Source organism: Ruegeria sp. CDSA033, from assembly GCF_059612305.1.
Genome location: NZ_JBXWQI010000001.1, coordinates 218,290 through 236,836, shown reverse-complemented (window position 1 = coordinate 236,836; position 18,547 = coordinate 218,290). Strand labels below are relative to the sequence as shown.

Here is an 18,547-nt window from a genome sequence, read left to right as displayed (position 1 = left end):
AAAAGACTGACATTTGAGCGACTGGCTGATTTCTCTCGAAGGCACCGAAGCGGGCCATCAGCTGGCTCTTGGCCTCGCTTTGATGGCTGCCTTCCTGCATGCGGTATTTGGCGCGCTGCAGAAAGGCCGCCACGATCCCTGGCTGTCCCGCGGGGCAATCGACGCCTGCTATTGCCTGATGGCCGCCCCTTTTGCCTTTTTCGTGGTGCCGTGGCCTGAACCCTACATGTGGTCCATCTTCGCCGTGGTCTGGGTGATCCACATCGCCTACAAGGTCCTTCAGGCCATGGCCTATACAAAGGGTTCATACACTGTCGTCTACCCGGTCGTACGCGGCACTGGCCCCCTATTCACTGTCATCGGCGCCTATCTGCTCTTCGGCGAGACCTTTACCGGAATTCAATGGTTTGGCGTTTTGGTCCTGCTGGCCGGTATCTTCGGCCTGGCCGCCTATAATTTGCGTTTTCTGGAAACCAACCGGGAAACGCTGGGCATCGCGCTGGTACTGGCCATCGCAACCGGCCTGTTCGTCGCGCTCTACACGACTTATGACGCATATAGTATCCGGGCCACCGCCGACCCATTCACCTTTCTGGCGTGGTTTTTCATGATCGACGGTTTTGCGATGCCGATTTACGCCTTCCTCAGATGGCGCGCCATGATCGACCGCCCAGCCGTTGGCCCATTGATGTTGCGGGGCTTGGCCGGAGGCATCATCGCGCCTATGTCCTTCGGAGCAATCATGCTGGCGACCCGTCTGGACAAGGTCGGCGAAGCTGCCGTTCTGCGAGAAACCTCGACAGTCTTCGCGGCGCTTATCGGGTGGCTGGTGTTAAAAGAAACTGTGGGGCCAAGACGGGTCGCGCTGATGGCATTGATTGCATTGGGCGCCGTAATAGTTGAAATGGGCGGGTAAAAATCAGGAAACCGACATGTCAGGCAAAAAAGAAATCAATCCGTTTCTGAAACAGGCGTTGGAGCTTGGGCCCCCACTGGCCTTTTTCTTCATCTACCTACGCCTGCGTGACGACAGTTTCCTGATCGGAGGCACCGAATATTCCGGCTTTATCATCGCGACGATCATCTTCGTCCCGCTGATGCTGGCCGCCATGGGCATTCTCTGGGTCCTAACCGGCAAACTTAGCCGGATGCAGATATTTACCGCCTTCATGGTCATCTTCTTTGGGGGCCTGACCGCCTGGTTCAATGATGAACGGTTCTTCAAGATGAAAACCACGCTGGTTTACGGTTTTTTCTCGGTCATCCTTGGGATCGGCCTATTGCAGGGAAAATCCTATTTGGCCTATGTCCTCGAAGAAATGCTGCCAATGCGCCACGAGGGCTGGATGATACTGACCCGTCGGTTGTGCGGCTGCTTTGCGGTTCTGGCCGTAGCCAATGAATTTGTCTGGCGCACCATGTCGACGGATCTGTGGGTCAAAATCGAAACTTTCGCCTTTCCCATCGCGCTGATGGCGTTTTTGATGCTTCAGTTCAGTTTGCTGCAACGCTACATGGATGACCCAGACCACCAATAGGCGAACACTGATAATTGGCGCGCAGCTTAAGCGTTTGCTTTCATATTGAGCCGTCACGCAGCGCGCAATCAGGCAAACCAATAAAAACCTTGGAATAATAGCCCGGCTGTGGAACATTGGGGCACCACTCAACACCAGCAGCCGGAGACCCCTCAACCACATGAAGGCACTCCCAAACAGCGGATTTCTGTCCGAGGCATCAGACCGACTCAGGGCTATGCTTTCGGCACTCGCGACCGAGATTTCCTTGGATCAGGGCCAGGTGCTGTTTGAGCAGGGGGACGAAGGCGATGCGCTGTATGTGATTTCTGAAGGTACGCTCGAGGTTTCATTCCTTGCGATGAGCGGGCGCAAGCTGTCTTTGACCCTTATGAAGCCGGGCGAAGTGTTTGGCGAAATTGCGTTGTTCGACAGCGGGCCGCGGACCGCCACGATAGCAGCGGCCGAGCCATCTAGCGTGCTGCGCGTGCGCCGCAGCGACGTGATGGACCAGATCCGCCAGCACCCCGATCTTGCCGTCGACATGATCCGTCTGGCGGGCCTGCGCATGCGCTGGATGGGGTCACAGCTGAACGAACAGGTGTTCTTGCCGATGCCCATTCGTCTGGCGCGCAAATTGCTGCATCTGTCTGCCCTTCAGGACGACCCCGCAATGCGGATCACCCTGTCCCAAAGCGAATTGGCCGAGTTCGTTGGTGCCACGCGCGAGGCTGTATCCAAGACGATTTCAACCTGGAAACGCGACAATGTTGTCGAGGCATCCCGCGGCGGGTTGATGATCCAGGACTTCAACGCCCTGAAAGAACTCGCCGAATCCGACTTAATCTGACCTTGTGACCTCCTTCACATACGGCGCATGCCAAAGTAGCTAATGTCTTAGTTGTTACCGTAGGGGGCCAGAGAATCATCCCCGATATCTGTCCACTGGCCTCTCCCTGTACCAGAGCCATACGCCTCCCCGGCGTGTGGCTCACTTTCTTTCAGCGCCACATAGAACGGAAAAGGCCGAGGCATTGCCCCGGCCTTGTCACAACGTTTGACGTGGTGCGTTACTCGCCCAGGCTCAGCGCCACAAAGCGGGGGTCGCCACCGCGACGTACAAGCAACAACAGTGATTTACGCCCGGCTTCACGCGCTTCTTCCATGCGTGCTTCCAGATCTTCAATCGACGTCACCTTTTGCTGTCCAGCCTCAGTGATCAGATCACCGGCGCGCAGCCCTTTGGAAAACGCTTCAGAGGCTTCATCCACTTCGGTCACAACCAGCCCCTCAGCGTCTTCTTCCAGACCAAGATCCGTGCGTAGCGTGTCCGTCAGCGGCGAAATGGTCAGACCAAGAATGTCAGCATTCTCTTCCGTTGGAGCCTCAGACGTTTCCTCGTCGCCCTGATCGGCCCGTTCGGCATCCTCACGACGCCCCAGAGTAACCAGGACGGTCTGTGTTCCGCCATCGCGATGCACGACAACACGCACGGCTTTGCCCACGGTTGTCTCGCCGACCTGACGCACAAGGCCGCGTGTATCTTCGACCTCGACCCCATCAAAACTGAGGATCACGTCACCAGCCAGCAGACCAGCATCTTTCGCCGGCCCATCCGGAACATCGCTGATCAGCGCACCGCCCGGTTTGGCCAACCCCATTGCCTCGGCCATGTCCTCGGTTACGTCCTGAATGCGAACGCCCAGCCAACCACGGCGGGTTTCGCCGAATTCACGCAGTTGGTCGACCACCTTGACCACGACGTTGGACGCCATTGAAAAGCCGATCCCGATCGAGCCGCCGTTGGGCGACAAAATCGCTGTATTCACACCAATCACTTCGCCATTCATGTTGAACAGCGGACCGCCCGAGTTGCCCCGGTTGATGGCCGCGTCGGTCTGGATGTAGTCGTCATACGAGCCGCTCAGCGCCCTGTTGCGGGCCGAAACGATCCCGGCCGAAACCGAGAAGCCCTGCCCCAAAGGGTTGCCCATGGCAATAACCCAATCACCGACACGGGCGACGTCACTGTCGCCAAACTGTACGTATTGCAGCGGGCCCGGGGCCTCGACCTTCAGCAACGCAATATCGGTTTTCTCGTCCGTGCCTATCACCTTGGCAGGCAGTTCTTCAGGCGGCTGTCCATCACCGGGGAAGAACTCCACCAGGATTTCATCGGCCTCGGCGATCACGTGATTGTTGGTGACGATGTAGCCGTCCTCGGAAATCACGAACCCCGAACCCAGCGCGTTGCTGCGGCGCGGGCGATTTTCATCATCACCGTTCCGGTCCTGAAAATCGCGAAAGAAATCTTCGAACGGTGATCCCTCGGGCACAATGCCCTGCGGGCCGGTCTGGCCTTCGATCAACGTTGAGGTGGTAATGTTGACCACGGCCGGGCTGATCTTTTCTGCCAGCGGCGCCAGGCTTTCGCTCCGCGCCTGCGCAGCGACGGATTGGGCCAGAACAAGAATCATCCCTGCAATGGCCAGCCACATCAGCCGCATGAAACCAACACCCTCGTCCTGCCGGACCGAAATACTGCGTGCGTGTGCCTGCACTTGGGAACTCCTTGTCAACAAGTCTTGTAAAACTGCCCTCGGGCAAATCTTCTCAGGAACTAATGTAGTCGGTTTGTCCTTGCCCGCAACTCGGGATCGCGGGGAAATCACCTGCAAGTGAGGTCCCCGCATCAAAACCCAACCTGATAAGCCCCCCATAGCAGGACAAACCCACTAACTACGCTCAGCAAACCGGCCAGCCGCCGCGCCTGCTCGGGCAGTGACCGCAATGCCTCTAACATGCGCTCAATAAGCGAAGGGGCCAGCGCATAGGCCAGCCCCTCTACAATCAATACCAGCCCGAAAGCCAGAAGGATCAGCCCCATTATTCGGTGGCCGCAGCAGCCGGAGCTTGCCGTCCGGTTGGCGAACCGAGGTAGTTGAAGAACTCGGAATCCGGGCTCAGAACCAACGAGCTATTGCCGCCCTGCAACGCGTTCTCATACGCGGTCAGCGAACGGTAGAATTCAAAGAACTCCGGGTCCGCGCCATAGGCTTCGGCAAAGATCGCGTTGCGTTCGGCGTCCGCTACACCACGGGTGATTTCGGCCTCACGACGTGCATCTGAAACCAGTTCGACCACCGTCCGGTCAGCTTGCGCACGCACACGCTGCGCCGCCTCGTTACCACGGGCACGCTCGTCTGTTGCTTCACGCTCCCGCTCGGCCTTCATGCGATCGAAAGTCGCCTCAAGGTTGGCCTGTGGCAAGTCGGTCGCCTTCAATCGCACGTCGATTACAGTCACGCCCAGAGCCTGTGCTTCGGCAATCGCGCTGTTTCGGATGCGCAACATCAACGCTGCACGGTCCGAGCTCAGGATATCACGGGACGATACCGAACCCAGCACTTCGCGGGTTTCGGCCCGCAAAATACGATCCAGGCGATCCTCGGCAACCGGAATACCGCCGACACCAACGGCCTGACGGAACTGGTTCAGATCGGAAATCCGATAACGTGCGAATGCATCAACAACCAGACGCCGATCGTCCAGAGGGGTCACCTCAAGGGGCTGTACGTCAATTGACAGGATACGGTCGTCATAGCGGACAACTTCTTGAATCACCGGGATTTTGAACGCCAGACCGGGATCTTCCTTGACCGCGACAACACGACCAAATTGCAAGACCAGCGCACGTTCACGTTCATCCACGATAAAGATCGAAGACAGGCCAACGACGCCAAGGATCACGACAAGAATGAGAATAATGGGTGATTTACGCATCAGTTGCTCTCCCCGGCAGGGCTACGACGCAGCTCGTTCAGCGGCAGATAGGGCACAACACCCTGCCCTTGCCCGGATGAATTCTGGTCCAGAATGATTTTGTCAACGTCGCCCAAAATCTGCTCCATACGTTCCAGATACAGACGTTTCCGCGTCACATCGGGTGCTTTGGAATATTCTTCCAGAACTGCGCTAAAGCGGCTGGCTTCACCCCGCGCACTGTTGATCTGTTGGGCGCGATATCCTTCCGCCTCTTCCAGAACCTGCGCAGCTTCGCCGCGCGCTTCCGCCAACACCTTGTTCGCATAGGCATCGGCTACGTTCTGCAACCGGTCCCGTTCCTGCGCAGCAGCTTGAACGTCGCGGAAGGCGGCGATCACATCCTGAGGCGGGTCGGCTTTGTCAAAGTTCACGCGGACAATGTTGATCCCTGAATCATAGCTGTCCATTGTGGACTGGATCAGTTCCTGCAAGCGATCCGCGATAACACCACGATCCCGGTTCAGGATCGGTGCAAGCTCGCTTTGAGCGATAATCTCGCGCATCGCTGATTCCGACACCGCACGGATCGTTTGGCGCGGATCACGCAAGTTGAACAGGAACTTCGCAGGGTCGTTGATGTTCCAGACGACTTGATAGTCGATATCGACCACGTTTTCGTCGCCGGTCAGCATCAAGCCATCATCGCTGCCGCGCGCGCCGCCCATATCTTCGTTCTGTTCACGGGTGACCGGGATGACTTCGGCGGTAACGAAAGGCCACGGCGCAAAGTTTAGACCCGGATTTCCGACGGCCGAGAATTCGCCGAGGAACAACTCAACCGACTGTTCTTCGGGCTTGACCGTGTAAAAGCTGGCCGCTCCCCATAATACCGCCGCGACGACGACACCTATAAGAACCGTACCCTTTGTGAAGATGGGGCCACCGCCGCCAGAGCCCTGACCGTTGCCACCTCGGCCAGAACCACCGCGGCCGCCCATCAGGACGCGCAGCTGTTCCTGGCCTTTCTTCATCAGCTCATCAATCTCGGGGATCTGCGGACCATCGCCTTCGGGGGGCTTGCGCCCATCACCGTTGTCACCCCGATTTCCTCCGCCGCCCGAGGAGCCTCCGCCCCCCCAGGGGCCGCCGCTATTGCCCGCCATATGTATCTATTCCCTTGTGTTGGACCGTGTGATCACGGGTTCCCTTGTAACTTGTGTGCGCGCGGTTGCAAATCAAGCAGTGCGCACAGGTTGCCGCATTGTTACCAATTCCTCTGCCATCACTGGATGAACGGCAACCGTGCGGTCGAAATCTTCCTTGGTTGCGCCCATTTTTACGGCAATGCCAGCCAGCTGGATCATCTCACCCGCGCCCGGCGCGACGATGTGGCAGCCCAGAACCTTACGGGTCGCCTGGCTGACGATCAGCTTCATCAGCACGCGCTGCGTTCCACCGGCAAAGGCTTTTTGCATTGGTTTGAACGATGTCGCGTAAACCTCAATCGGTTCCTGTGCCGCGCCTTCTTCTTCGCTCAGGCCCACGGTGCCGAATTCCGGTTGGGTGAAGATCGCGGTCGGGATCAGTTCATGATCCACAGGCGTCGGGTTGCCTTTGAACACGGTTTCGACAAAGGCCATCCCCTCGCGGATCGCAACGGGTGTCAGGTTCACGCGATCGGTCACGTCGCCGATGGCATAAATCGAGGGAACACCGGTTTGGCTATACTCATCAACCACGATCTCACCTTTGCGGCCACGTTCCACGCCCAGCGCCTCGAGGCCCAGATTATCCGCATTCGGGGCACGCCCGGTGGCGTACATGACCACGTCGAACTGATCCTCGGTGCCATCGGTGGCCTTGACGCGGATCTTGTCGCCTTCTTTGGTCATTTCCAGCACGTTGGTGCCCAAACGAACATCGATGCCGTTCTGGCGCATCTCCTCACAGATCAGGCCACGTGCTTCTTCGTCGAATCCTCGCAGAATTTGTGCGCCGCGATAGAATTGTGTGGTCTTGACGCCCATCCCGTTCATGATTCCGGCAAACTCGCTGGCGATGTAGCCGCCACCGACGATCAGAATGCTTTGGGGCAGTTTTTCGAGGTGGAAGATTTCGTTCGACGTGATCCCCAGGTCCGATCCCGGAAACTCGGGCACGACCGGACGACCGCCTGTGGCGATCAGGATGTGCTTGGCTGTCTTGCGTGTCCCATCCGCCAATTCGACCGTATGTGGATCCACAACGGTCGCCCGCTGGTCAAAGCTTTCGACGCCGTTGTTTTTCAGGATATTGCGGTAGATGCCTTCAAGCCGGTCCAGTTCAGTCACCAGCTTGCCGTGAAAAGTATCCCAGTTCAAAGCACCGGCCTGAATGTCCCAGCCATAGGCTTGCGCATCACCGACCATACCAGAAAACTCGCTGGCGAAGACCATCAGTTTCTTGGGCACACAGCCCCGGATGACACAGGTGCCGCCGTAACGGTCTTCTTCGGCCAGCCCCACCTTGGCACCGTTCTCACCAGCTGCCACACGTGCGGCCCGGACCCCGCCTGAGCCTCCGCCGATTACGAACAGATCATAGTCAAAGCTCATTTGTCCTGCCTCTTCCAAATTTCCGCAAGTGCCCGCAGGCCTTGCATGGGGTGTACTCTATCTCGCGCTGCTGTCCAGAGTGATCGCCGGGGCGCCGACCTCTTCGATTTCTCGAACTTGCGCAGGGAACCGCTGCAGCGTTGTGAACAAACGCCCAGATATGGTTGCTTTTGTTTTATTCAACGACGGCCTCCGCGTCTTGGATTGGTCAAACCAAGTGCCAACTTGTACATGTCCCAAATCGTTCGCGGTCACGACTTCACTCAAAGCAATGTAGCGTCCGAATAAAACGAGTGCAGAAAAGCGATCTGTGTCTGCTCCGCTTAATCCGCCAGATCCGAGAACAAGTTCTCGCCTGCCTCCACCGCCTGATCAAGTTCGATCGTTCCATCGTTGATATCGCGCAGCTCGACCCGACCATCGCCGTGGCCGATCACAACTCTGTCACAGATGTCGATGAACAAACCATTCTCGACCACACCCGGAACCTGATTAAGCACCAGCGCCAGTTGCCTGGCATTTCCGATGCGCTGAAGGTGGAGGTCCAGAATGTGATTGCCCTCATCCGTGACAAACGGCGCCTCTCCGTTCATGCGCAGCGCGGCAGAGGTGCCGAGAACATCCATCGTATCCAGCGCCTCTTGGATCAGCGTTCGCGTAGTCTGCCAGCCAAAAGGGATAACCTCGACCGGCAACGGGAATGCGCCCAGTGTTTCGACCTCTTTCCCGGCATCTGCAATGACGATCATCTGATCGCTTGCCGTGGCAACGATCTTTTCCTGCAGATGCGCGCCGCCGCCGCCTTTGACTAGGTTCAGATCGCCGTCAAATTCATCCGCGCCGTCGATGGTCAGATCCAACCAACCCGCCTGATCCAGCGAGACAACCTCGATCCCCAACTCACGGGCCAGTTGCGCGGTACGGGTTGAGGTCGGAACAGCCTTGATCCGCAAACCTTCCTGCTGCACCCGCTCTCCCAGACGGCGGACCATCCAGGCGGCCGTTGATCCGGTGCCCAGCCCAACGCGCATCCCGTCCTGAACCATGTCAGCGGCCCGTCGCGCCGCGGCATATTTGGCTTTGTCTATGGGTGACAAATCTCCGGTCATTGTTGCATTCCCCCTTGGTATTGCGGAATTTATACGGAATGTCCGACGCAACTGCGAGCGCCAATTCGCCGATCCAACAGGCCAACTTGTCGCGAAACTACGCGTTTCCTATTGGAAACGTCGCAATCGAGACGTTCGACATCGCTGCTGGTGTATACACACAGCCCATGAACGCGCCCTACAGATTGCACTTTGCCCCCGACAATGCCTCTCTGGTGATCAGACTGGTGCTGGAAGAGATGGGCCTGCCTTATGAGACGGCATTGGTGGATCGTCGGCACAACGCACAGGATGGCGCGACTTACAGAGGGTTGAATCCGAACGGCCTGATCCCGGTTCTTGAAACGCCACAAGGCCCGATCTTTGAAACAGCCGCCATCCTTTTGTGGCTGGCAGATACACATGCGCAACTGGCTCCCGCCTCTGACAACCCGGATCGGGCTGCGTTCCTGAAATGGCTCTTTTTCGCATCGAACACTTTACATGCCGATCTGCGCATCCTTTTCTATGTCGAAAAATACATCGACGCGGCACAGGCCGAAACCTTGCGCAACGGTATCCGCCCGCGCCTACGCCAACATCTTCGGGTTCTGGACGACGTTGCTAAAACTGCGCCCAGCTGGTTGCACGCCGATCAGCCCTCGGTCCTTACATACTACCTTGCCTGCCAGATGCGGTGGATGTCCCTTTACCCGGAGCGCGCTGATCGCAGTTGGTATCAATTGGCGGATACGCCTTACCTGCAATCCATTCTGATGCGCCTGGAAAGCCGTCCCGCAACCCGGGCTGCCATCGCGGCCGAGGGGTTGGGGGTTACCCCCTTCACCAGTCCATCTTATGCTCACCCTCCAGAAGGCTCTGCTACCTGATATGTTCTTGTCTGTTTTTGATATGTTCAAAGTGGGCATCGGCCCGTCCTCGTCACACACAATGGGGCCGATGGTTGCCGCCGCACGGTTTCTGGACCTGATGCGCGCCTCGCCGTTTGAATTCGCCGGTCTTCGCGGATCGCTGCACGGATCGCTGGCCTTTACCGGTGTGGGCCACGCCACCGACCGGGCTACGATCCTTGGGCTGGCCGGGTTTGTTCCTGACACCTATGACAACGACAAGGCCGAGGCCGCGCTGGTTGCTATTTCTGAAACGCACTCAGTCACGCCCGAGGGGTTGCCGACCCTGCAATTCGATCCAAAGGCCGATCTGATCTTTGACTACGACCACAACCTGCCCGGCCATGCCAATGGGATGATCCTGATGGCCACCGATGCGCAAGGCGACGTGATTCTGCGGCAAGTCTATTATTCCGTAGGCGGCGGTTTTGTTCTGACCGAAGAGGAACTCGCCGAAGGCAAAGCCACCAATGACGGCCCCGCCGTGCCTTTCCCGTTCCACTCGGCGGCCGAAATGCTGGAGATGGCAAACGCCAGCGGCAAAAGCATCGCCCAGATGAAGCGCGAGAATGAAATCGCGCGTGGCTGTGCGGACAGTTTCGCCAAAGGCACCGCCCGGCTTTGGGAAGTCATGAACAACTGTATCGAACGTGGACTGAAGACGGATGGCATTCTGCCCGGCGGCCTGAAAGTGCGCCGCCGCGCCAAGGGCATCCACGACGCGTTATTGGCCGAACGGGGTATGAATCTGAACGCGCCGCACACCATCAACGACTGGATGAGCGTCTATGCGATGGCGATAAACGAGGAAAACGCGGCTGGCGGGCAAGTCGTCACTGCGCCCACAAACGGGGCAGCTGGTACGATGCCTGCCGTACTGCGCTATTACCTCGACCACGTTCCGGGTGCCTCGGAAAGCCATATCGAGGACTTCCTTCTTACGGCAGCGGCCATTGGCGGGCTGGTCAAATACAACGCCTCGATCTCGGGAGCAGAAGCCGGTTGTCAGGCTGAAGTTGGAAGCGCCTCGGCAATGGCTGCAGCGGGCCTCTGCGCCGTGATGGGTGGTACGCCCGAGCAGGTCGAAAACGCCGCCGAAATTGCATTGGAGCATCATCTGGGCATGACCTGCGACCCGGTCGCTGGTCTGGTGCAAGTTCCTTGCATCGAACGCAACGGTTTGGCGGCCATCAAAGCCGTCTCGGCTGCTTCACTTGCGCTGCGTGGCGATGGGAAACACTTCGTGCCGCTGGATTCAGTGATCGAAACCATGCGCCAGACCGGGCATGATATGCATGAGAAGTACAAGGAAACGTCCCTGGGTGGGTTGGCCGTAAACGTGCCAAACTGCTGACAGTGACAGCAATGGAGGTCAACGATGCAAGGACATTGCCTGTGCGGCACCATCCGCTACGAGGTTGATCCTCCGGTCCTGTCCTGCGTGAGCTGCCATTGCGATAGTTGCCGCAGGCAATGTGCGGCGCCGATGACGACCTATTTTGGCGTGCGCGACGGGCAATGGCGCTGGACTGGCGAGTCTCCGAAAACCTTTAATTCCTCGCCCGGTGTCGAGCGCAGCTTTTGTCCCAATTGCGGCACGCCGATCTCGTTTCGATCCCAAGCCATGTCGGACGTGCTGCATTTGTATGTCGCCACATTAGAGGATCCCAACCAATTGCAGCCCACACTGCACGTGGCCCATGAAGAACGGCTGGATTGGCTGAAACTGGACGACGACCTGCCCGTCTGCATCGGACCCGACTACACGAAGGTGCAGCCGATTTCATAGAAGCTTTCAACCGGGTGCCAAAACCCGTAGCGTCGCCGCATGACCCAGGATCGTCCCGTCTTTGGCATCTTCTTGATGCTGTGTTTTTGCGTGCTTGCACCGATGGGAGATTCCATCGCCAAGCTGCTGGGTGAGACGACACCGGTCGGCGTTCTGGTGTTTATTCGCTTTGCCGTTCAGGCGTTGATCCTGATACCTTTGGTGGCCCTGACCAGGCGGCACTGGCGCATGCGTGGACGTCTTGTGTGGCTGGCGTTCATCCGAACGGTTCTGCATATCGTCGCTATCACGGCAATGTTCAGCGCACTGCAATACTTGCCGCTGGCGGATGCAGTCGCCATCGCCTTTGTCATGCCCTTCATAATGTTGTTGCTGGGCAAGTACGTGCTGGGTGAAGAGGTCGGTATGCGCCGCCTGATCGCCTGTGTTGTCGGGTTCGCGGGCACTCTGCTGGTCATCCAGCCCAGCTTTGTTCAGGTCGGTGCCGCCGCTCTGTTACCCTTGGTCGTTGCAATTGTCTTTTCCCTTTTCATGTTGGTGACACGACAGATTGCCAAGGAAACCGACCCAATATCCTTGCAGGCCGTATCCGGAGTGATGGCGACGGTTCTTCTGCTGCCGGTTCTGGCGCTGGGAACACTCGGCAATGTTTGGGAGCTGTCTTTCATTGTTCCCGAGCGTGAAAGTCACCTGCTGCTGATCGGAATCGGTGTCCTGGGCACTGTCGCGCATCTATTCATGACGTGGTCGTTGCGCTATGCGCCGTCCGCCACGCTGGCCCCCATGCAATATCTTGAGATCCCGGTGGCCACGTTCTTTGGCTGGTTGATCTTCCATGACCTTCCGGATGGCATGGCCGCTGTCGGCATTGGCATCACCGTCGCCGCAGGCCTGTATGTCATTCTGCGCGAGCGGGCCAGCGCCCGGTCTGCCCCGACACAAACGCATGCATAACCTGATCCAGCGCATATCTCGGCACCATCACCAGCAATCCCGGCGCATCCACCGTCAGCTCAACATCTGCCAGTGCGCGGTTGGATGTGCCTACCTGCCCGCCGGGTTCCATAACCAGATCGTCGATGGCCCACTCCAGCCCTCTGCTGGTTCCGGTTACCCGTTGGAACGGAAACAATGAAACGACATCACCGGGTGTGATACTAAGGGAAATCTGCGGCGGCGCGTGAAAGACGACCTCAGTCTCGCCCAACAAGACACAGGGGCGATCCTGTCTCTGAACCAATGTGTTAAGAACAGCAAGTTGATGGTCCAGCCGCCCGCCCAGGAACCCGGCCCCCAACACGACAGGCGCTTCGATGCTGCGCAGAGCCTTGTCAAAATCCGTGCTGTTTTGTTCCCGTATAGGATACAAACGGTCCACTGGAATTTGGTCTTTGTGCCGGCTGTCCAGCGAATCGAAATCACCAATCACGGCATCCGGAATGCGACCCGATTCTACCAGAGGGGCGGCCCCACCATCGGCTGCCACGACCGTCTTGGCGCGAATCAGCATCACATTCAGGTCGTCAGGACCGATTTCTCCGCCTCCGACCAGTGCAATTGGCTCAAATGACCGCACAATTGGGCGTTTTTTACTTAGATTGACCATTTTTTCCGGATTTGGACACATTGAGACCACAAAATGATAGGTTCATGCAAAGAGTTCCGAGCCAATAGGTGTGCCTGCATAAGGTGGTTGGCTCTCGTAGTTTGTAGAGGACGTGCGTCTGATGGTACAGAACAACAAGGTATTGACCGTTTCTTATGGAACCTTCTCCTGCACTTTGGAAGGATTCGACGATTCATTCGAAACGATGAAGGCAATCGCAGAGTACTTCCGTGATCTTTCCGCCGATGATCGGTATTTTGGTTCTGAACCCCCCCAGCCTGACGCAGAAATGCTGACCCGGATCGCACAGCGCGACGCAGCAAAACATGTAGAAGCCAGCCAGAGCGATTCCGGCCTGTTGCTGCGTGCGACCCAGCAGGCTGCAAAGCCAACCCCTGCTGTGGTTCCAACTGCTGCGCAAGCAGACCCCCAAGTGATGAGCCCCAGTGCCACCCCCCCTGCACAAGGGGCCGAGTCGTTCTTTGCTGATGCCGAGCCGGTTGAAAGCGCACCTGCCCCGGCTGCGGACAGCATTGCCGCGAAACTGCAGCGCATCCGCGCCGTCGTTTCGCATTCCGAAGAAAACTCGGTGATTTATACTGAAGACGAGGACACAAGCCTGGGTAATCAGCCAGCAGCCCCCATGGATGCGGTCGCCGCCGCGTTTGAGATGGGTTCGCTCGATTCATCGGACCTTGCCGAAACGGACAAGCCCGAAGCAGCTGTTGAACCGATGGCACCGGCCTTTGAGGCGGAAGAAATCGAGGATACCCCTGCCGCGGCAGAGCCAGTGGCAGAAGCCGAAGCAACGGAAGAACCGGTGGAACCCGTGCAGCCATTCTCGATGCAGCAGGACGCCGACTACGAAGACGAGGAAGAGGCGCCCACGCCCTCGGCGCTGTTCACCGATCTTGAGGAAACGACAGAATCCGATGAGCCCGTCAATATCCTGAGCGAAGAGACCGAAGAGGATCAGATCGATTATGCCGCAGAGACCCAAGAGGGTTATCTGACCGCCGAGGATGAGGCCAATGTTCTAAGCGAGATCTCGAAGGTCGAGGCCGCAATGGACGGTCAATCACCGAACGAAACGGCTCTGGATCAGGATTTGTCTCGCCTGATGGACAAGGCGGACAGCCAGATGGATGACCCCGCGACCAGCACGCAGCGCGAAACCTATTCGCATCTGCGCACCGCAGTCGCCGCAACCGAAGCTGAGCGCGAGGACCGGCCCCAGCAAGAAGAGTCCGAGGAAAGCGGATATCGCGGCGATCTGACCTCGGTCGTCAGCCCGCGCCGCCCCGAGATTCAAGTCACCAGCATGCGCCCTCAGTCGGACACCTCGTCGCCGCTGAAACTGGTTGCGGAACAGCGTGTCGACGCAAGGGAACAGGACTCCGGTCCGGTGACCCCGCGCCGCGTTACGTCCAAATCAGAAGACGAAGCTGGCGATTCCAACGAAGAAGGTGGTTTTGCCCTGTTTGCACAGGAACAAGGCGCACAATCGCTGCCCGACCTGTTGGAGGCTGCCGCCGCTTACCTGTCGTTCATCGAAGGTCAGGAACAATTCTCGCGCCCGCAGCTGATGAATAAGATCCGCTCGCTCAAGCAGGACGACTTCAACCGCGAAGAAAGCCTGCGCTCGTTCGGTCAATTGCTTCGGGACGGCAAGATCGAAAAAGCCGGTGGTGGTCGTTTTGCCGCCTCAACGCAGATCGGGTTCCGCCCCGATGATGAGCGCGCCGCAGGCTGAACTTAAAAAATCAAAAGAAAAAGGGGCCGATGCAATCATCGGCCCCTTTTTTGTACGGGAAAAGAAGCGCCCTCTCAATCTTGCGACTGATCCGGGTCTGCTTGCCCAACGCCTTTGAACACAAACTTGAAGGGCAAGGCCCACACGATGCCCAGACCGACATAGACCAGCAGCTCAAGCCAGATCGGCGGGCGATCAAGCCAGTTCACAACCGTCACCACAGCCACGATATAAAGCGGCAATCCAATCAGCAAAAGCGCCAGAGACCAGCGGCGGCGCGCCTTATAGCTGAGGCCTTGTTTCTGTTCCTCTGCCATCAGTCTGCAAACGGGTCTGTCACCAGTATGGTGTCATCCCGCTCCGGGCTGGTGGACAAAAGGGCGACGGGACAATCGATCAGCTCTTCGACCCGGCGCACGTATTTGATTGCATTGGCCGGCAGATCCGCCCAGCTGCGCGCGCCTTCGGTGGATTCGCTCCAACCCGGCACCTCTTCGTAAATCGGCTTGCAGCGCGCCTGTTGGTCGGCGGCAGTCGGAAGATAATCCAGACGCTCTCCGTCCAGCTCATAGCCAACACAGATTTTCAGGGTTTCAAATCCGTCCAAAACGTCCAGCTTGGTCAGCGAGATACCGTTCACACCGCTGGTTGCGCAGGTCTGGCGCACCAGGCAGGCATCGAACCAACCACAACGACGTTTGCGGCCTGTGGTCGTCCCGAACTCGTGCCCACGCTCACCAAGGCGCTGACCATCATCGTCTTCCAGCTCTGTCGGGAACGGACCCTCGCCTACACGGGTTGTGTAAGCCTTGACTATGCCGAGAACGAAGTCGATGGACCCCGGACCGATACCCACGCCCGTCGCAGCCTGCCCGGCAATAACGTTGGACGAAGTCACGAACGGGTAGGTTCCGAAGTCAATATCCAGCAAAGCGCCTTGTGCACCTTCGAACAGGATGCGTTTGCCAGCCTTGCGCTTTTCGTTCAGCACTTTCCAGACAGGGGCCGCGAAGGGCAGAATTTGCTGTGCAATCTCTCTCAGCTGAGCGATCAACGCATCACGATCAACTGGCTCGATCCCCAACCCTTTACGCAGCGGGTCATGATGCTGCAACGCACGGTCGACACGTGCTTCAAGCGTCGCCTCATCCGCCAAATCAGCGACACGCACAGAGCGACGACCAACCTTGTCTTCGTAGGCCGGGCCGATGCCCCGCCCGGTTGTCCCGATCTTGGTGCCTTTGCTCGCTGCCTCTTCCCGCGCACGATCCAACTCGCCATGGATCGGCAAAATCAAAGGTGTGTTTTCGGCAATCATCAACGTCTCGGGCGAGATATCAACGCCCTGCGCCTGGATAGTCCCAATCTCTTTGATCAAATGCCAGGGATCAAGCACGACGCCATTGCCTATGACGCTCAGCTTGCCGCCACGCACAACACCCGACGGCAGCGCGTGCAGCTTGTAGACCTCTCCGTCGATGACCAGCGTATGACCGGCGTTATGGCCACCCTGAAAACGCGCAATCACGTCTGCCCGCTCACTGAGCCAGTCGACGATCTTGCCTTTTCCTTCGTCACCCCACTGGGCGCCGACAACAACCACATTGGCCATATCCGGTCCTTTTGCGCTGAGTTATCAAACTCGGCTCGTATAGCGGGGGGAAAGCGACAGGGAAACCGGTAATTCGACGCATGCAAAGATCGTGCTGCGCACGATGCCTCTGGCGGGGATATTTCTGGCCAGATGAAGAAACGGATCCCCTGCTTCATCTGGCTAGAAATATCCCGGGGGAGTCGCCCGGCACGGGTGGCGGGGGCAGAGCCCCCTATCCCTTGGTCAGTCGCACAGGCTGTCCGTGGGGCGTTGTCAGATAGGCCTCTTCCCACTTGTCGCGCAATTGGCTGATATCATCTGGGGCTGCGGACCCCTGCTCGGCCAACAGCACCTCGAGCGTTTCCAGCCACGCGGTAAAATAATCGTCCCCGCCATTCAGTTCACGATCCAAACCGTTCCGTTTCAAAGTGGCTGAGAAGCGCGCAGCCCACTCCGGCCAATCGAACCGTCCGGCCTCGTTCAGCGCAACCGTCACGGCAAAGACCTGCGCGTGCCACGGCTCTGCAAAAACCGGCTCAGGGGATGTATGCGTTATGCATCCACTCATGCGGGTTCCAGATAGCTTTGCCAGAGATCCAGAACCACTTCATCCTGCGGGTGTTCAGGGCTCGCCCATAGTTCGGATGCAGGGAAGACCACGGCGTACAGCGGCTCAGGGGCATCGCCCAATTTATGGGCACTTGAGTCCGGCAACACATGCGTTCCATGCACCAAAAGGACGCGACCCTTCGCCCCGGTGGCGTACATAGGCAAGCGGGTATGCCCCCCATCGACGAGGCGGTTGGCGGACTGACGAGCGGTCACAACCTCTTGCCCCGGTTTGAATTCTACCCGCACGTTCGAGGGCCGATCCGCAGGACCACCACTGGCCAGCACACCAGCAACCGCTTCGGCCTTCATCTTACGGGCCGCCAGCGGGTGTTCTTCTTTGTCTGCCTCGCCACGTAGGTCTTCCTCGGTGAGCACGCCGCTTTCGACAAGCAGGTCCGTCAGGGCTGAAATCCATTTCTCATAATAAGAAAATCGCGTGTAGTCCTTGGGTGAGAGCCTCTCGCGTGCGTGACGTGAGATATCAATATTCCATTGCCCCAGCGATCCAGCAGCCAGCGTGACTGCCAATGCCCGCGCATGCCAGTCTTCAGCAAAAACCGGGGCATCATCGGGTTCGGGGTGCACAGGTCCATCGCCGAACCGCCCCCCCATATCGTGAACTCTGGTCATGACGGCACCTTTGGCAGGCCGGTTCCGATCATGCTGTCGCGTGTGACAAGTGCCGCCAACTCGTCTTCGGTTAAGCCATCCGTGTCTTCTGGCCGCATCGGAAGCACAAGGTACCGCACCTCGGCCGTCGAATCCCAAACGCGAACCGAGGACGTCTCGGGCAGGGTCACCCCAAACTCAGCCAGAACCTTGCGCGGCTCACGCACAGCCCGGGCCCGATAGGCATCGGATTTGTACCAACCCGGCGGAATACCAAGCAGCGGCCACGGGTAACAACTGCACAGGGTGCACACGACCATGTTGTGCTGTTCGGGCGTGTTTGCGACGACAACCATATGTTCGCCCTGACGCCCGTAATAACCCAGATCGGCGACAACCGACGTGGCATCTTTCAGCAACGCGGCTTTAAAGTCCGGGTCGGTCCAGGCTTTGGCAACAACCCGCGCGCCGTTCTGCGGGCCGATCTTATTCTGATAGGTATCAATAATTTCATCTAGCGCCGCCGGATCGATCAGCCCCTTGCGAGTCAGAATCGTTTCCAGCGCCTTTACCCGCAGCGCAGGATCAGGGGGCAAAAGGGTGTGCGGGTGGTCGTGATCATCATGTGGCATGGCCGCAGCCTGCGCGAGGTGCGGCCATGCTGTCCAGTCCCTTTGCCGTGATCTGAAACATCACCGTTCTTGATGCC

At 58.1% G+C, this 18,547-nt stretch carries 20 protein-coding genes; 8 read left to right on the top strand and 12 right to left on the bottom strand.

The features are described from left to right. Positions 1–13: 13 nt before the first annotated feature. From AC2FLA_RS01245 to AC2FLA_RS01235, 3 genes are all read left to right on the top strand, one after another. Positions 14–916 (top strand): DMT family transporter, encoded by a 903-nt coding sequence (locus AC2FLA_RS01245; RefSeq protein ID WP_496719873.1) that lies wholly within the window; start codon positions 14–16, stop codon positions 914–916. Positions 917–932: 16 nt separating this feature from the next. Next, positions 933–1,538: an inner membrane-spanning protein YciB gene (locus AC2FLA_RS01240; RefSeq protein WP_496719871.1), complete on the top strand. Its 606-nt coding sequence runs from the start codon at positions 933–935 to the stop codon at positions 1,536–1,538. 160 nt (positions 1,539–1,698) lie between these two features. After that, on the top strand, positions 1,699–2,367 hold the full coding sequence (locus AC2FLA_RS01235; RefSeq protein WP_058274845.1) for a Crp/Fnr family transcriptional regulator: 669 nt from the start codon (positions 1,699–1,701) through the stop codon (positions 2,365–2,367). Between the two features lie 220 nt (positions 2,368–2,587). Here AC2FLA_RS01235 and AC2FLA_RS01230 read toward each other — a convergent pair whose 3' ends face one another. The 6 genes from AC2FLA_RS01230 to rpiA all read right to left on the bottom strand — a co-directional run bounded on the left by AC2FLA_RS01230 (position 2,588) and on the right by rpiA (position 8,985). Further along, the gene (locus tag AC2FLA_RS01230; protein ID WP_496720463.1) at positions 2,588–4,024 is read right to left on the bottom strand and encodes a Do family serine endopeptidase; all 1,437 of its coding nucleotides are present in this window, start codon (positions 4,022–4,024) and stop codon (positions 2,588–2,590) included. A gap of 185 nt (positions 4,025–4,209) precedes the next feature. Further along, positions 4,210–4,404 carry a DUF2065 domain-containing protein gene (locus AC2FLA_RS01225; RefSeq protein ID WP_282118760.1) on the bottom strand — a complete coding sequence of 65 codons (195 nt, stop codon included), beginning with the start codon at positions 4,402–4,404 and terminating at the stop codon, positions 4,210–4,212. Further along, complete coding sequence (gene hflC / locus AC2FLA_RS01220) at positions 4,404–5,300, bottom strand: protease modulator HflC (RefSeq protein WP_496719868.1); 897 nt, start codon at positions 5,298–5,300, stop codon at positions 4,404–4,406. Before hflC ends, AC2FLA_RS01225 begins: the two co-directional genes overlap by 1 nt. Beyond that, complete coding sequence (hflK, locus tag AC2FLA_RS01215; RefSeq protein WP_108858948.1) at positions 5,300–6,445, bottom strand: FtsH protease activity modulator HflK; 1,146 nt, start codon at positions 6,443–6,445, stop codon at positions 5,300–5,302. Before hflK ends, hflC begins: the two co-directional genes overlap by 1 nt. A gap of 72 nt (positions 6,446–6,517) precedes the next feature. After that, positions 6,518–7,876 carry a glutathione-disulfide reductase gene (gene gor / locus AC2FLA_RS01210; protein ID WP_496719866.1) on the bottom strand — a complete coding sequence of 453 codons (1,359 nt, stop codon included), beginning with the start codon at positions 7,874–7,876 and terminating at the stop codon, positions 6,518–6,520. 323 nt (positions 7,877–8,199) lie between these two features. Next, positions 8,200–8,985 carry a ribose-5-phosphate isomerase RpiA gene (gene rpiA / locus AC2FLA_RS01205; RefSeq protein ID WP_496719864.1) on the bottom strand — a complete coding sequence of 262 codons (786 nt, stop codon included), beginning with the start codon at positions 8,983–8,985 and terminating at the stop codon, positions 8,200–8,202. A gap of 167 nt (positions 8,986–9,152) precedes the next feature. Here rpiA and AC2FLA_RS01200 point away from each other — a divergent pair, with 167 nt between their 5' ends. From AC2FLA_RS01200 to AC2FLA_RS01185, 4 genes are read left to right on the top strand one after another with little or no spacing between them, the layout of a single operon-like run. After that, entirely contained in the window at positions 9,153–9,854 is a 702-nt protein-coding gene (locus AC2FLA_RS01200) for a glutathione S-transferase family protein (protein WP_496720461.1), read from the top strand. Between the two features lies 1 nt (position 9,855). Beyond that, positions 9,856–11,229, top strand: a complete 1,374-nt coding sequence (locus AC2FLA_RS01195; RefSeq protein ID WP_496719862.1) for an L-serine ammonia-lyase — start codon at positions 9,856–9,858, stop codon at positions 11,227–11,229. A 24-nt stretch (positions 11,230–11,253) separates the two neighbouring features. Continuing rightward, entirely contained in the window at positions 11,254–11,664 is a 411-nt protein-coding gene (locus AC2FLA_RS01190; RefSeq protein ID WP_109311724.1) for a GFA family protein, read from the top strand. Positions 11,665–11,703: 39 nt separating this feature from the next. Next, positions 11,704–12,618: a DMT family transporter gene (locus AC2FLA_RS01185; RefSeq protein WP_496719860.1), complete on the top strand. Its 915-nt coding sequence runs from the start codon at positions 11,704–11,706 to the stop codon at positions 12,616–12,618. Here AC2FLA_RS01185 and AC2FLA_RS01180 read toward each other — a convergent pair. Beyond that, positions 12,563–13,270, bottom strand: a complete 708-nt coding sequence (locus AC2FLA_RS01180) for a thiamine diphosphokinase (protein ID WP_496719858.1) — start codon at positions 13,268–13,270, stop codon at positions 12,563–12,565. The two genes, AC2FLA_RS01185 and AC2FLA_RS01180, sit on opposite strands and share 56 nt — an antisense overlap. A gap of 121 nt (positions 13,271–13,391) precedes the next feature. Between AC2FLA_RS01180 and AC2FLA_RS01175 the strand changes: the two genes are divergently transcribed. Continuing rightward, positions 13,392–15,023 (top strand): hypothetical protein, encoded by a 1,632-nt coding sequence (locus tag AC2FLA_RS01175; protein WP_496719856.1) that lies wholly within the window; start codon positions 13,392–13,394, stop codon positions 15,021–15,023. A 74-nt stretch (positions 15,024–15,097) separates the two neighbouring features. Here the strand turns inward: AC2FLA_RS01175 and AC2FLA_RS01170 are convergent, their stop codons facing one another. From AC2FLA_RS01170 to nthA, 5 genes are all read right to left on the bottom strand, one after another. After that, a complete protein-coding gene (locus tag AC2FLA_RS01170; RefSeq protein WP_496719854.1) occupies positions 15,098–15,340 on the bottom strand; it encodes a DUF2842 domain-containing protein in 243 nt (80 codons plus the stop codon). Beyond that, complete coding sequence (locus AC2FLA_RS01165) at positions 15,340–16,635, bottom strand: adenylosuccinate synthase (protein WP_496719853.1); 1,296 nt, start codon at positions 16,633–16,635, stop codon at positions 15,340–15,342. Before AC2FLA_RS01165 ends, AC2FLA_RS01170 begins: the two co-directional genes overlap by 1 nt. A 214-nt stretch (positions 16,636–16,849) precedes the next feature. Further along, a complete protein-coding gene (locus AC2FLA_RS01160; protein ID WP_496719852.1) occupies positions 16,850–17,185 on the bottom strand; it encodes a nitrile hydratase accessory protein in 336 nt (111 codons plus the stop codon). After that, positions 17,182–17,859 carry a nitrile hydratase subunit beta gene (gene nthB / locus AC2FLA_RS01155; RefSeq protein ID WP_496719850.1) on the bottom strand — a complete coding sequence of 226 codons (678 nt, stop codon included), beginning with the start codon at positions 17,857–17,859 and terminating at the stop codon, positions 17,182–17,184. Before nthB ends, AC2FLA_RS01160 begins: the two co-directional genes overlap by 4 nt. Beyond that, entirely contained in the window at positions 17,856–18,470 is a 615-nt protein-coding gene (gene nthA, locus AC2FLA_RS01150) for a nitrile hydratase subunit alpha (protein ID WP_058276103.1), read from the bottom strand. The genes nthB and nthA overlap by 4 nt, the downstream gene beginning before the upstream one ends. Positions 18,471–18,547 lie beyond the last annotated feature (77 nt).